Below are 15,509 nucleotides of genomic sequence, written 5' to 3'. Positions count from 1 at the left end.
ATATTGAAGAAAATAATAATATTTCACAATCATGTCTGTCTTTTTTATCGATATCCTAAAAAACAGTTCGTTTAAAAGAATATTTAATCTAAAAATAACACTTTTTATCTATTTAATTTTTAATTTTACAGAAAAAATGTTTGATTTTAGTAAAATCTTTGAAAGCGATGGGCCGGATATTGTTTATACTTGGACTATTCCTGTATTTGCAGCCATTATTTTTATAGAGATGGCTTATAGTCATTTTAATAAAGAGAAGCTTTACGAAACCAAAGATGTTGCTACTAATGTTCTTTTTGCCCTTTTAAACTATAGCCTGGACATTATCATGAAAGGATTTTCCATGTTTGTCATGATGTTCTTTTATCATTATCGTATTTTCGACTGGGAAGTTGGAATATGGTACTGGATTGCGGTATTTCTCGCTCAGGACTTTGCTTATTATGTTCACCATTATGTAGACCATCACTCCCGTGTTTTCTGGGCGGTACACATTACTCATCATAATTCTGATTATTTCAATATCACGACAGGTTTCAGAAGTCCTGTATTTCAGCCTTTGTACCGATATCTGTTCTTTTCTCCGCTAGCATTTGTAGGCTTCCATCCATTGCATGTTATGGTTGCTTATTCCTCCATCCAGATCTATGGTACTTTTGTACACACACAATCTATTAAGAGCATGGGTTTTCTGGAATATTTTTTAGTAACCCCTTCGCATCACCGCGTACATCACGCCTGCAATATCAAATATCTTGACCGGAATATGGGAATGGGATTAATTATCTGGGATAAAATCTTTGGAACATTTGAAAAGGAAGATCCTGAAGTTCCTGTGAAATACGGTATTTATCCAAAAATGAAGTCTAAGGACCCCGCAACAGTTCTGTTTTATGAATGGCGAAGAATAGGGAAAGATCTGAGACAACCCGGGCTATCTTTCAAGAATCGAATTCAATACCTCTTTTACTCTCCGGGATGGAGACATGATGGCACGGGAAAGACGGTAAAACAGTATCAAAAGGAATACAAAGAAAAGGCGATGAAGAATGCTTCGGTTGTAACAAAAGAATTGACTTCAGAACCAAAATATGAATATTCCGATAAATAAACCTATAGAGAACGTTAGGTTATCTGCTTAAAAACAAATCGCCCCAATCACGATCGTGATTGGGGCGATTTTACTATTGCTTTTAAAATTATTTCACCGGTTTAATAGAAATTGCGAACCCGCCACTTCTTACCATTTTAAAATTAATTTTTGATTTGCTGTTAATCTCTTTTTTGTAGATGTTATAGCTTTGAGGATTATCAATATAATCAGCATCTTTTCCATCTTCATAGATGGTTGCTTCATATTTCTTTCCTTTGTCTAAGAATGAGAAATCTACTGTATATTCACGTTTGTTCTCATCGGTAATACCTCCTACAAACCAATTTTCAGTACCTTTTGCTTTTCTTGCTGTAATTACGTAATCACCAGGTTCTGCAGATAAGATTTTGGTATCATCCCAATCTGCTGCGACATCCTTGATAAACTGGAATGCATCCATATGTTTTTTGTAGTTCTCAGGAAGATCCGCTGCCATCTGAAGAGGCATATACATTGTTACATACAATGCAAGTTGTTTTGCTAATGTAGTTTTTACAAAACGCTTATCTCCAGGGAAATAATAATCTAGCTTCGTTTGGAAAATTCCTGGCGTGTAATCCATAGAACCACCCATCCATCTTGTAAATGGAAGTACAGTTTGGTGATCCGGTTTATTACCTCCAAAAGCTTCATACTCTGTTCCACGAGCAGCTTCTGCAGAAATGTAGTTCGGATACGTACGGCTTTCTCCTGTAGGACGTACAGATTCGTGAGAATTCACCATGATTTTATATTCATTAGCTTTTTCAGCAATTCTATAGTAATGGTTAATTGTCCATTGAGAATAATGATGTTCTCCTCTAGGGATTATATCTCCTACATATCCTGTTTTCACCGCATCATACCCATATTTATTCATGGTCTGGAAAGCTTTGTCTGCCCATCTTTCGTAGTTCGTTGCAGAACCTGAAGTTTCATGGTGCATGATTAACTTAATTCCTTTGGAGTGCGCATATTCATTCAACATTTTGATATCAAAATCCGGATAAGGAGTAATGAAGTCAAAAACAAATTCTTTAGAATGTCCGAACCAGTCTTCCCAACCGATATTCCAACCTTCAATTAACAATCCCTGGAATCCATTTTCTGCTGCAAAGTCGATATACTCTTTAACTTTAGTATTATTAGCTGCATGTTTTCCGTTCGGAGTTAACTTGGTAAAGTCAGTTTTGTCTACATGCACGTTTTCTGCTGTAGAATAAGCCCACTGGGATTTCCCGATGATCATTTCCCACCAAACACCCATGTATTTTGTAGGGTGAATGTAAGAGGTATCCGTATATTTCGTAGGCTCGTTAAGGTTAAAGATCATTTTTGAATCCATCACCTGTTCTGCCTTTGGAGCAACGATAATGGTTCTCCATGGGGTTACTGACGGAGTCTGAATGTATCCTTTTGCACCTTGTCTGTCTGCTGTTAAATGCGTTTTAAACTTGAAGTTCTGCGCATCTACTTCCAAATGGGAAGCCGGATAATCCAATACCGCTGCTTCAGCAACGTTAATATACAAAGGTTCTTTTCCTTCTTTTTTAAGCATTAAAGGAGACTGAACGGCATTCTTCACTAAAGTTTGGGAGGCATTGGCATCGTAAGCTTTATCCCATTTTGCAGGAATTTCAGAAACCTTTGACTCCTGATATTGATATTCCTGAGAATCATAGTCTGCTACAAGCCACCATGCTTTCATATCTGTAGGGAAATCAATTTCTGAATCTTCTTCTCTGATTACGAAATAATTAAGGTTTTTCTGCTGTGGGAATTCATATCTGAATCCAAGACCATCATTGAACAATCTGAATTTCACCACAATACTTCTGTCCGTAGAAGCCTGATTCAGCGTAAGTGCCAACTCGTTGTAGTGATTGATATAATTTTTCTTTTCTCCAAGAACCGGCTGCCAGGTCTCATTTTTGGAGTCTCTTTTTTCATCTACCTTAGCAAAACCGTTATTCAAATCGAATTTTGCATCCTCCGGCTTTGCAATTCCGGAAGCAAATTTTATGGCTGTGTCTTTAAATAATCTCAGTCCCAATTTTGAATCTTCAACGACCACCGCACCGTTGTATTTCAGATTATAGAAAGGAACTCCATCTTTTAACTGGAAGTTCATTTCAAACTTACCGTCCGGCGATTTTAAAGATTGGGCTTTCACACCTAACATCATTGAGAGCAAAAGGGCTCCAACTGTAATTTTCTTCATAATGACTATTTATTAACTTAAAAAATAGATAAAGTGCTGCGGTAAAGCAGCACTTTGCTTTTATAATTAAACTTAATGTATTATAATGGTTTTATTGTGTAGACTCCTAGTTTTAAATCTACAGTAATTTTATAGATACCTCCCGTACCATCAAATTTGATATTTCCATTGCTTCCTTTCGGTCCAATATATCCTGTGTTTCCATCTGTGGTTATATTCCCCCAATCTAATTCTCCCCAGCTCTGCTGACCTAGAAATTTAAATTCAGAAGCTGCCGGAAGAGCAACCGTGTACTCAAATTTTCCATTTCCTAAATTACTCATTGGAATGGCTGTACCTGAATCCCAACCATTAACCGTACCTACAATATATAAATTAGCAGGATTCCAATTATTAAGTGGAGATGGAGAAACTGTAATTGACTTTTGCATAGCATCAGCATCAATAACTATTTTATACATCCCTGTAGGCCCATTGAACTGAATATTTTCAGCCGGAGCAGCCACCAAATTAGGAGACCAGGTTTTAAAATACTTATTTTCAGTTTTTATTCCTGCTGCATCCAAACTGTAATTTATAGGATTCCAATCCTGCTGTCCTAAAAATCTAAATGCTTTTCCACTTTCCAAATAAGTATATATAGTAGAGATGTTATCATTTTTATAAACAAGCTGTGCACTTGACGCATTCCAACCCACAACAGAGGCTTCTCCTACAAGATAAAAAGATGGAAATTCTGTCAAATATGGTGTTACTGTAATAGCAACGGGATTAGAATATAATGTTACATTCCCCACTTTTGATCTCATTCTGATTTCAATTTGACTAGCTACACCAGGTAAGATCCCAGCACTTAACATCATTTTATTAAAATCACGAATGGTATATGTTACAGTCTGATCTTTAGCAACTACATCAACACTTTTTGCATCCTTAAAATTGGTACCTGCTTTAGCAATTTCAAATGCATTATTGAAAGCAACCTGAATATTAAATTTAGGGTTTACCCAATCAAATTTTATGGCTTTATCATTTTCATGATCTTTATCCAGTATCAATACTTTCGCATCAGCTGCCAGTGAAGGGTTGGTACCTTCTCCTAAAACCGCCTGATCCTCATCTTTTTCACAAGATATAACAAGAACTCCTATAACAAGAGCTACAAATATTTTAAAGAAATTTTTCATGTTTGCTATTTTATATTAGTATCCAGGATTCTGAGAAAGATTACTGTTTAGGTTAAGATACTTGTTAGGAATAGGGAAAAGCAATTTATTGCTGGTAAGATCTGATCCATTCATACTTCCTCCTTTCCACTGCCATGTATAGCCGGAAGCAAATTTTCCGAAACGGATAAGATCCTGACGTCTGTAACCTTCCCAATAAAGTTCTCTTCCTCTTTCATTCAATATAAAATCCGGAGTTAAAGAAGACTGCGTTACAATAGGGGCTCCGGCTCTGGTTCTTAGCGCATTGATGTAATTTAAAGCAGAAGCTATACTTCCTTTTCCATTTACTACAGCAAGTTCAGCATACATTAAATAAGCATCTGCCATTCTAAATAAAGGGAAATCTGCATCTACAAAATTAGCATCACTTCCATTGGATCCAGTTGAAGTCTTATTAGAAAATTTAATAAGCTTTGCACCCTGATCAAATTTCAAATAATCTGAAATAGAAGCAGGATCAGTATTTCCAGGAACTTTCATCACCCTTGGGTCTGTATTACCCACTGACTCCATAAACTCCTGTCTCACTCTGTACCCCTGCCATCCAAAATCAATACCTAAAGCCACTCCTACTTCATTGGTACAGTTTGCATGAACAAGAAATGTAGTACCTCCGTAAGTTCTTGTTCTGATTCCATCAAAAGCTATCGGAAAAATAATTTCCTCCTGAGCACCATTACTATTATTATCAGCTTTAAATAAATTGTTAAAAGGAATTTGCGCCACTTTGTAGCTTGAACCAATTACTTTTTCAACTTCTGCAAGAGCTTCAGTACTTTTATCAGCTCCTGTATACACCTTAGCATTAAGATATAACTTTGCTTTTAGCATCCATATAGCTGCTTTATCTGCTCTTCCGTATTCATTCATCCTAGGCGCAGGAAGTTCCCCTTCAATGGCATTAAGCTCACTGATCACGTAATTGAACATAAATTCTCTGGACTGCATTACCGGCTTTGTTCCTAAAGGATCATTTTCTGTGATAAATGGCATTTTTCCATAAATATCAATAGCGTGATAAAAAGATAAAGCTCTTAAAAATCTAGCTTCTGCTCTGAAAGTTTTGATTTGTGCTTTTAAATCTTCTGCAACTCCTCTTGAGGCAAGTTTCTCATCGGTTGTTTCTCTTAAATACTCATTAACCAATCCTATCTGGAAGAAAACTCTTGCAAAAAAAGCTTCATTAAAGATATTATCAGCATTCCACGTATTAAAGTTCAGATCTCTGATTGTGGGATTATCACTTTCTCCCCAAGCGATCAAAGCTTCATCAGTAGTCAGTTCTTGTAATTGCCAATACCCTCTAAGGTACTGCGAAAAACCCTCATTTGGACCACCATCATCTTCGGCGCCAAGGTCAGAATCTCCATTTCCTGCTTTTTGCCCTGTTACCGCAAGTCCGGCATATATTTTAGCCAAAAACTGCTTATAAGAAGCTGGATTAGCATAAAATTGCTCTGATGTATATAATTCATCATCATTAACTTTAACATCAAGATCATTTAAACATGATGATGTACTGAAAAGAAAAATACCTGCAATAGCTAAATTTCTTAATTTGAATATTTTTATCTTATTAAATTTCATTGTTAAAACGGATTAAAAGTTAGCACTAACACCTAAAGTGAACATCCTCGCTCTTGGATAAATCGAATTATCTATTCCATTATTAAATATTTCAGGATCTAGGTTTTTGTATTTGGTGATAACCAAAACATTCTGCGCTGCAACATACATTCTCAGAGAAGCATTCTCTCCGATAAATTTATTGAATGTATATCCTACCGTAACGTTATCAAGCTTCAGGAAACTACCATTTTTAAGATAGTAATCTGACATTTTATTGGCTGATATAAAATGTGTTGAATTGAAGTCTATAGGTGCATTATTAATCGTATTATCTACTGTATTATTAATATTCCCCAAGTGTGCTCTGTCTGCAGAGATCTGGTCATATACATAGTTTCCAATACTTGCTCTCCAAGCCATTGAGAAATCCCAATTCTTTCCAAGTGTTGCATTAGTCATTAGTCCCATTGTAACATCTGCCTGAGGCTTTTTATAATTGTATTTATCTGCAGAAGTAATTACCCCATCACCATTTCTATCTACATAAGCTCCCTCTACAGGCATACCGCTTTTATCATACACTTGTTGATACACCCAAAATGCATATGGAGAATATCCCTCTCTAAAGGTCTGTACAAACCCACCTAAACCAACTCCTCCTCTATCAATTCCATTCACTTCAAGCTGTTGAATGTTAATTTTATTATATGATAGATTATAGTTGAAATTCAATGTAAAGTTCTCTTTTTGTATTGCCTTTATATCCAATCCAAGATCGATCCCTTTGGACTGAAGTTTACCAATATTTTTAGGGCCAATGATTCTCAGATTTTCAAGAGGTCCCTCAGGCACAATTGACAAAAGATCTTTTGTATCTGCAAGATAGAAATCTAAAGTCCCTTTAATTCTGTTATTTAGGAATCCAAAATCTAATCCTACGTTATATTTTAAACTTTCTTCCCACTTTAAGTTTTGGTTATATCCATTCGCTTTTGCAATTTCATAAAACTGGTTTCCAAACTGATAGTAAAGCGTTGATGAAACATTATAAGTTTTGAAATAGTCATATCTGTAAATTCCAATATCTTGTTGACCTGTCTTCCCTACACTCGCTCTTAATTTTAAATCTGAAATACTGCTATTTCCTTTTAAGAAATCCTCTTCGGAAATTTTCCAAGCAGCAGCAACTCCCCCAAAATCACCCCATCTGTTATCTTTACTGAATCTGGACGATCCATCCTTTCTATAATTAATAGTAAGTAAGTATTTATTTGCAAAACCTAAATTTAATCTTCCAAAGAACGCCTGTAGATTTACATCAGGTTTAGAATCTGGATTATAAAAATTATTAGTTGGATCTAAAGCATAAAGCAAGGTATTTCCTGATGCTGAACTTACTTTATGGTAATTTTGATATTCATATCCTGCCATTGCCTCTAAATTAAACTTACCAAAAGATTTGGCATAATTAAACTGGGCATTTGCATTTTTGTTTAAGATGCTTTCATCAGAATAAGAGTCTTCTCCATAGAAACCAAAAACATTTTTCACAGAATAATATCCGTTTCTGGAGTATTTATTGGTAACCACATGTCCGTCTAGTTCTTTACTATCCAGACCTGCATTTACAATTAATCTTAATTCAGGGAGGAAATGAAATTTATAATCCATACTGATGTTTCCAAAAAATCTTTTGAAATTCTGAACATCATGCTTATTTCTAAGCATACTCACGGGGTTTGAAACTCCATATGCTTTCAGCACCTGTTGCCCATTTTCATTATCATATCTAGTCCATTCTGTATACCCGTCAAATGGAGAGCTTGAATCATACACAGATTTTGTAGGATCATATGAAAGAGCATTTTTTATAGCATCTTCATTAGCCTTATTCTGGAACGTATAAGAGTATGTACCGGTAATATTAAATTTTAAATGATCGTCGAAAAAGCTTGGACTTAATGAAATATTTGCCGTTGTTCTTCTATATCTTGACGTTATTAGTAGTCCCGAGTTATCCATATTATCTACAGAAAAACGAGCAGGTACTTTACCAAATAAACTCCCCGATACGGAAGCATTGATATCAGAAGTCACAGAAGTTCTAAATATTTCATCCTGCCAATCCGTATTCGCTGTACCTAACTTACCCGCCTTTTCAGGTGCAAACTGATTAATGATCCCTCTGAATTCATCCCCCGAATACACTTTAACTTTTTTTGCTAGTGTATTAACCGTAGTGAATGTATTTAAAGATACTCGAAGTCTTTTACTTCCTTTTTTTGTAGTAATTAAAATTACCCCGTTAGATCCTCGTGAACCATAAATTGCAGTAGAAGCTGCATCTTTCAAAATAGAAAATGATTCAATATCATTAGGGTTAATTGTTGATAAAGAAACCCCATCTAAAGGCAAACCATCTACTACTAATAATGGATCATTACTAGCATTTAAAGAAGAACCTCCTCGAATTCTAATCGTCGCCTCATTTCCTGGTGTACCAGACTGAGTAATTACCAATCCCGAGGATCTACCATTGATTAATCCCTCGGCGGTAGTTACAGCGCCTTTATTAAAATCTGCGGTGGTCAAAGCAGTAATAGATCCCGTAAGGTCTGTTTTCTTCTGCTTACCATACCCTATTAGTACAACTTCCTCAATTTTTTTTTCCTGAGGAATAGAGTCCTTGGTCTGCGCATGCATTACTGTACTTGCCAGTAAAAAAGCAGGCGCTATTTTTAATACCGTTGTAAAATTCTTCACAATCTTATTTTTATAGTTTCGTTTTCAGTCTTGTTTCTAGCCCTTGGCCAGCGTTGCAATTTAAAAAAAAATTAGAATTATCATAATTTTAATATAATTTAAGATAAAATTATGTATATTACGAAACGCATTTTAGTTAGTTTTTTATCCATCAATAGCTTACACGATACTATGCATTGCATAACATTTGTTTTGAGTTCACAATAAGTTAAACAACCGTTTAACTTAAATTCATATTCAAAGCTAAAAAACAGGAACATTGGTCATAATAACACCTCAAAGAGCGGTATTCAAGAGATAATCCTTATCTTTGCAGTCAAAACTTTACTATAAATGTCAAACAGAAAGATGATTACGGCAGCTTTGCCTTATGCAAACGGACCGGTTCATATAGGGCATTTGGCAGGTGTCTATATTCCTGCGGATGTTTACGCAAGATTTCAAAGAAGATTAGGAAAAGATGTAGCGTTTATCTGTGGCTCAGATGAACATGGTATTCCTATTACTATAAGAGCTAAAAAAGAGGGAGTTACTCCTCAGGATATCGTTGACAAATACCACGGGATCATTAAAAAATCTTTTTCTGATCTTGGAATTTCATTCGATGAATATTCAAGAACAACTTCTAAGAATCATTATGAGACCAGTCAGGATTTCTTCAAAGTTTTATATGAAAAAGGAAAATTTACTGAAGAAGTTTCTGAGCAGTATTTTGATGAACAGGCGGGAGAATTTCTTGCAGACCGATATATTGTAGGAACCTGTCCAAACTGTGGTAACGAGAATGCTTATGGTGATCAGTGCGAGAAGTGTGGTTCTACCCTATCTCCGTCAGAGTTGATCAACCCGAAGTCAATGCTAAGCGGAAATGTTCCTATCCTTAAGGAAACCAAAAACTGGTACTTACCTTTAAATGAATATGAAGACTTCTTAAATGAATGGATCATTGAGGGTCATAAGGACGACTGGAAACCGAATGTTTACGGACAGGTAAAATCTTGGCTGAACGATGGTCTGAAGCCTCGTGCCATGACAAGAGACCTGAACTGGGGAGTTCCGGTTCCACTTCCAAATGCTGAAGGAAAAGTACTTTATGTGTGGTTTGATGCACCTATCGGATATATTTCCTTTACTAAAGAATGGGCTGAGAAAAACGGAAAAGACTGGAAAGATTACTGGCAAAGTGAAAGTAGTGACCTTGTACATTTCATCGGAAAAGACAATATTGTATTCCACTGTATTATCTTCCCGGCCATGATGAAAGCACACGGAGACTACATCATGCCGAAAAATGTTCCTGCTTTTGAATTCCTAAACCTTGAGAATGACAAAATCTCAACTTCAAGAAACTGGGCAGTTTGGGCGCACGAATATGTGGAAGATTTCCCAGGCCAACAAGATGTTTTAAGATATGCACTTCTTTCATCAGCTCCTGAAACAAAGGATAATAATTTTACATGGAAAGATTTCCAGACGAAGAATAATTCTGAATTGGTAGGAATCTTCGGAAACTTCATCAATAGAGTGGCTGTTCTTGTTCATAAATACTATGATGGAGTTATTCCTCAGGGAGATGTAAACAGTCCGGAATTAAAAGAAATAAATAAAGCAGCAAAAGGAATTTCAGGATTCTTAGACAACTACGAGTTCAGAAACGCATTATCTGCATTAATGAACCTTGCAAGATTCGGAAACCAGTATCTTCAGACAGAAGAGCCTTGGAAGACCATTAAGGATAGCCCTGAGAAAGCAGCGCAGTCTTTATTTGTAGGAGCACAAATTGCAGTTGCTTTGGCTCAGTTATGTGAACCATTCATGCCTTTCAGCTCTGAGAAGTTATTGAATATGTTCAATGTTGAAAAGAAAAGCTGGAATGATGTTGAAAATCAATCTGTTTTAATTGAAACAGGTCACAAAATCAATGAAGCTTCTCTTCTTTTCTCAAAAATTGAAGACAACGTTATCGAAGCTCAGATTCAAAAGCTTGAAGACACTAAACAAAACAATAAAAAAACAAACCCTAACGCAAACCCAATGAAAGACGAGATCACTTTTGATGATTTTACTAAAATAGATCTTAGAACAGCTACTATTCTGGAAGCTGAAAAAGTAGAAAAAGCAGACAAATTACTAAAACTTACTGTAGATACAGGGGTAGACGTAAGAACTGTGGTTTCAGGAATTGCAGAAAGCTTTACTCCTGAAGAACTTATTGGCAAGCAGGTAATGATTTTATTGAACCTTGCTCCAAGAAAGATCAGAGGAATTGAATCTCAGGGAATGTTGTTATTAACAACTAAACCGGATGGAAAACTATCTTTCGTAACACCGGATGACAGCAATGTTGAAAACGGTATTGAGATCGGATAATCATTTATGATTTAATATATAATGAGACTGCCTTTGGGTGGTCTCTTTTTTTATCAATTATATTTAAAAGGAAAATATTGTTTTATACATAAAAAGCTGCCCTACAGAACAGCTTCATCTATTTTTTCTACCTTTATCTGTGTTATCATAACCTTTTTGATTATCATAAACGATCAGGGATTATTTTTAAATTATCTCTTAGTCAGTTTTGCCAGATAGGCATCCTCATCCTTAAGTATTCTTTCTATTGTAAACCCATTATTTTCAGCGGCATTCTTCAACGTATTGAAATCCAAATACAGCCATGTGATTGGAGCCTCAGACTCCCCTTTATAATGAACGATATACTCCAGTTCTCCATAATATCCACCTGCAGGAATATATACTCCACCATCTTTATCACGGTCGAACATATAAAGGATATCTGTACTGTCAATTAAAACCTGTCCGCCATCATTCAATAAAGTATGCAGTTTCTGAAGATAAGTATCAATTTTAGCAAGGCTTTCAAAAACTCCGGTACCATTCATCAGTAATAAAATGGTATCAAAAGTTTCTCCTGAAAAGTCCAGGATATTTTCACAAACAGCTCTTTTAATTCCTCTTAATTGACAAACTTCAATAGATTTTGGAGAGATATCCAATGCCAGAACATCAAGATTTCCCTCATTTTGAAGATACAATGCGTGAGAACCGGCTCCTGCTCCAATATCCAATATCTTTCCTTTGGATAGCTGGAGAGCCTTTTGCTCAATAGCATTCATTTCCTCAAAATCTCTGAATAAATAGTCAACAGGAAGTTCATCCAGTTCAGAAATTGATGTTTCAGTCTGCAGGTCTTCAGGATTTTCGTTGTGATAGTAATCCCAGATTGCTCTGCCCATTAAATCTTTCATAGTGGCAAAGATACAGCTTCAGGAGCAAAAGTTCAAAGTTTTAGGTTCGGAGTTTGGGGTTTGAAATTGCCTAATTTCTATCCATAACGTCACTCTATCCCATCGAATCTTTTTCCTGATGTCTATCTGCCTGGGATTCATTTTCAGCAACCCCCGCTTTCCAATAAGAATAGGCGTATAACTCCTGCGAAGTCCAGTTTTTTTCTTTTCGTAGATAAGTACGGATTTCTTTCACACTTGAAAATTCACAGGCAACATATCCAAATTTGGAAGACTCAGGAATTTGAATTTTTTTTACAGCATCAGCAATTTCACTACTGATTTGTGGCTGGGCATTATGAAGCCATTTAAATTCAATATCAGCCTTGGTGGGCAATGCTTGTTCATCTTCTTTCCCATGAACTTCAAGGATGCAGACTCCTTTTGCAGTTTCAGGAAGTGTTTCCAAAATAGCACTCAAAATAGGAATTGCAGTGGCATCACCTGCCAATAAATACCATTCAGCTTTTGGGTATAGCTCTTTTCCATCCAGACGCATCATTACACCTAGTTTTGAGCCTGCTTCTGCTTCTCTCACCCATCTTGAGGCCGGACCGCCATCTCCGTGGTCTACAAAATCAATCATCAGTTCATTTTTCTCCAGATCAATCCCTCTGTGCGTGTAAGTTCTGATGGATGGAGCTACCTCTTTAGACGGGTATACCCATTGATGGTTTTCATCAAGAATCGGAAAATGAATTTCGTTCAAACCTATCGGAGGAACTGCAATTTTATTATTATCTCCTACCGTAGTATTTTTAAATATCTGAACTTCCGGAGCGTACAAATAAACCCTGATAAAGTGATCAGTGATATATTCTTTTCTGGTTACCTCGGCAATAATCTGCCCTGTTGGAATTTTGGCCATAACTGAAATTTTTAAAAGTTAAAATCCGGTTCCGATTAATATCAGAACCGGATTTGTAGAAAGTATTGAATTCAAATTAAGGCTTCACCCTAACCTTATTTTTTTTAAAATTCAAAGGTATAAGACAGGTTGAATGTTCTGCCTCTTCCTTTGTAGTTGAACAGTTCAGGAATTCCGTAGCTGGAATATAAAACCTGTGAACGCTTGCTCCAGATCGTTTGGTAATCTGTATTGAATACATTCTGAATGCCCAGATTGAATTTCCCCCAATTGAATCGGTATCCCATCATAAGGTCTGAAGTATTGTACCCTTCAACTACGTTATTAAGTTCATCTTTTTGTTTGAAGTTTTGCAATGACTGGAACCTGAACGACCAGTTTTTCACATTATACCCGATATAAGTGACCAATTTTGATGGTGAAGCGCTGGAAATATCTTGCTTCTGCCATTCTCCTTTGTTGTCTACCTCAGACTTGATTAAAAGTCCGCTTGCCCCGAAATAAACACCATTATTTAAGGAATAAGAGATCTCTGCCTCAATTCCCATATTTCTTAATTTTAAATCGTTGACCAGGATTTGGAATGTCTTTCTGTCTACGGCAACCGTCTTATCCGAAGTACTTAAAAATCCAGCAACCTGTGCTCTTAAGCCGCCTTTATTCACACGGTATCCCATTTCAAACTGATTGGTCTTGATGGCTTGTAAAGGTTGTTCTTTTACGTTGATACTTGAGATAACATCCCAGTTTCCTCCATTCAATGCATACTTTCCAATTCCATAGAATTTAGCAGGATCTGCAAGGCTTGCTCCTTGCGAAAATGTTCCCCAAACCTGGTGCTGCTCATTGATTTTATATAGCAATCCGGCATTGGCCAATGTTACATTATAAGAGCTTTCACCTCCTGGGATGGCAGATGCAGATTTTCCGTATCCCATTGCTACCTGTGTTTGCTGCTCGGATCCTACGAAATCATCCATTTTCACATTCATGTGCTGATAACGAACTCCGGCATTAATCTGTAATTTAGGAAGAATGTTATATTTTGCCTGAACATATCCTGCATAACTTTGTGAACGGTTGGTAGGATATCTTCCTAATCGGTATTGTGTTTCATTAATCAATCCGCCACTGGACATTGTTTTAGCAATATTATAAACAGATTGATTTCCCTCAAATCTTTCAAAATCTATGTCTGTTCCATAGGTAACGTTTAATCCTCTCCATGATTTTGATAATAAAGCCTTTATTCCTGAATAATAGGTATCTTGCTGTGAGGAAGACATATACGCGATTTTGTCTGTAGCGTTGATGGCTACATTACCTGGGAAAGGGTAAAATCCAAGTTTCTCACCTCGTGTGGCAAATTGAACGTATAAATCCTGTCCGCCAAGAATTCCGTTTCCGTTATAGGTAACGGTTCCCATATAACGTTCTGTTCCTACATTTTTATCGGAGGAAAAGCCATCTCTCATTTCCAGCAAGCTTCCTTTTTTTGTGGTGAAAGCGCTTAGGTTTTCTCCCAAATACAAGCTTTTATCCCCATTAAACTTAGAGTTGTAATACTGAAGTGAAGCTGTTATTTTATGTTTATTATTAAACTGATATCCTCCGGTTGCCAAGATATCGATGGATTGGTTATACTGAAGATCGGTTTGTGTAATATCTGTAAAAAGCTGTTTCTGATCGGCTCCGTATACTCCACCATTTTGTTGGTAGGCCACTCCCAATCGCCCGAAGAATTTTTCTCCTTTTCCGGCAATGGATTGTGCAGCACGGAAATCATGGTCATCTTTTCCCATAAAACCTGTACGTACTCCAAGTTCGGTTTCGCCGCTGATTCCTTTTTTGGATGGTGTTTTTGTAATAATATTGATGATACCACCGGTTGCATTTCCTCCATAAATAGAACTGGCTCCGGAAAGCACCTCAATTCTTTCAATATTAAAAGGATCAATGGCGTCCAGCTGACGGCTGATGGCGCGGATACTGTTCAATGAAACCCCATCAATCATTACCAAGGCTGAACGGCCTCTCATATTTTGTCCGTAGTTGGTTCTTCCCTGAGGGCCAATATCCATACTTGGAATAAGAATAGAAAGCATTTCCTTGATAGGGACTCCACTTTTGGCTTGTTCCTGAATTTTTTCTTTCTGTACTACCCAAACCGTACCTGGAATTTCAGAGATTTTTGTAGGTTTTCTAGATGCTACAATGACAACGTCATCAATACCTTTAGAGGCTATAGAGTCTTTTACTGTTTGGGAAAAGAATAATCCCGATGCTAACAGACCTATGAATGCGTACTGCTTTTTCATTCCTTCAAATCAAAGTTTTATAATCCGGCAAAGGTAATTTTTATTTAGAAGTAATAAAAACAACAAAAGATGAAATTTTTCAGGATTTTAATAAAAAATTATGG

The 15,509-nt window shown here is 36.4% G+C and carries 9 protein-coding genes; 2 read left to right on the top strand and 7 right to left on the bottom strand.

Translation table 11 applies throughout. The features are described 5' to 3' along the window. Positions 1-136: 136 nt before the first annotated feature. The gene (locus tag SCA31_RS03660) at positions 137-1,111 is read left to right on the top strand and encodes a sterol desaturase family protein (RefSeq protein ID WP_410695490.1); all 975 of its coding nucleotides are present in this window, start codon (positions 137-139) and stop codon (positions 1,109-1,111) included. 88 nt (positions 1,112-1,199) lie between these two features. On the opposite strand, the gene SCA31_RS03655 is transcribed toward SCA31_RS03660, so the two are convergent. The 4 genes from SCA31_RS03655 to SCA31_RS03640 all read right to left on the bottom strand — a co-directional run bounded on the left by SCA31_RS03655 (position 1,200) and on the right by SCA31_RS03640 (position 8,914). Next, positions 1,200-3,353: a glycoside hydrolase family 97 protein gene (locus SCA31_RS03655; RefSeq protein WP_410695489.1), complete on the bottom strand. Its 2,154-nt coding sequence runs from the start codon at positions 3,351-3,353 to the stop codon at positions 1,200-1,202. Between the two features lie 80 nt (positions 3,354-3,433). After that, entirely contained in the window at positions 3,434-4,540 is a 1,107-nt protein-coding gene (locus tag SCA31_RS03650; protein ID WP_410695488.1) for a SusE domain-containing protein, read from the bottom strand. 15 nt (positions 4,541-4,555) lie between these two features. Next, positions 4,556-6,169, bottom strand: a complete 1,614-nt coding sequence (locus SCA31_RS03645; RefSeq protein ID WP_410695487.1) for a RagB/SusD family nutrient uptake outer membrane protein — start codon at positions 6,167-6,169, stop codon at positions 4,556-4,558. Between the two features lie 12 nt (positions 6,170-6,181). After that, the gene (locus SCA31_RS03640) at positions 6,182-8,914 is read right to left on the bottom strand and encodes a SusC/RagA family TonB-linked outer membrane protein (protein ID WP_410695486.1); all 2,733 of its coding nucleotides are present in this window, start codon (positions 8,912-8,914) and stop codon (positions 6,182-6,184) included. A gap of 333 nt (positions 8,915-9,247) precedes the next feature. Here SCA31_RS03640 and metG point away from each other — a divergent pair, with 333 nt between their 5' ends. Next, positions 9,248-11,284, top strand: a complete 2,037-nt coding sequence (gene metG / locus SCA31_RS03635; RefSeq protein WP_410695485.1) for a methionine--tRNA ligase — start codon at positions 9,248-9,250, stop codon at positions 11,282-11,284. 191 nt (positions 11,285-11,475) lie between these two features. On the opposite strand, the gene SCA31_RS03630 is transcribed toward metG, so the two are convergent. The 3 genes from SCA31_RS03630 to SCA31_RS03620 all read right to left on the bottom strand — a co-directional run bounded on the left by SCA31_RS03630 (position 11,476) and on the right by SCA31_RS03620 (position 15,405). Next, positions 11,476-12,180, bottom strand: coding sequence for a class I SAM-dependent methyltransferase (locus tag SCA31_RS03630; RefSeq protein WP_410695484.1), 705 nt, complete (start codon positions 12,178-12,180; stop codon positions 11,476-11,478). Positions 12,181-12,274: 94 nt separating this feature from the next. Continuing rightward, positions 12,275-13,087: a siderophore-interacting protein gene (locus SCA31_RS03625; RefSeq protein ID WP_410695483.1), complete on the bottom strand. Its 813-nt coding sequence runs from the start codon at positions 13,085-13,087 to the stop codon at positions 12,275-12,277. A 104-nt stretch (positions 13,088-13,191) separates the two neighbouring features. Then, positions 13,192-15,405 (bottom strand): TonB-dependent receptor, encoded by a 2,214-nt coding sequence (locus SCA31_RS03620; protein WP_410695482.1) that lies wholly within the window; start codon positions 15,403-15,405, stop codon positions 13,192-13,194. Between the last annotated feature and the right edge of the window lie 104 nt (positions 15,406-15,509).

Origin of the sequence: Chryseobacterium sp. SIMBA_028, assembly GCF_046535285.1 — a bacterium.
Taxonomy (GTDB): domain Bacteria; phylum Bacteroidota; class Bacteroidia; order Flavobacteriales; family Weeksellaceae; genus Chryseobacterium.
The sequence above is the reverse complement of the archived record's forward strand: the minus strand, read 5'-3'. Positions and strand labels throughout refer to the sequence as shown.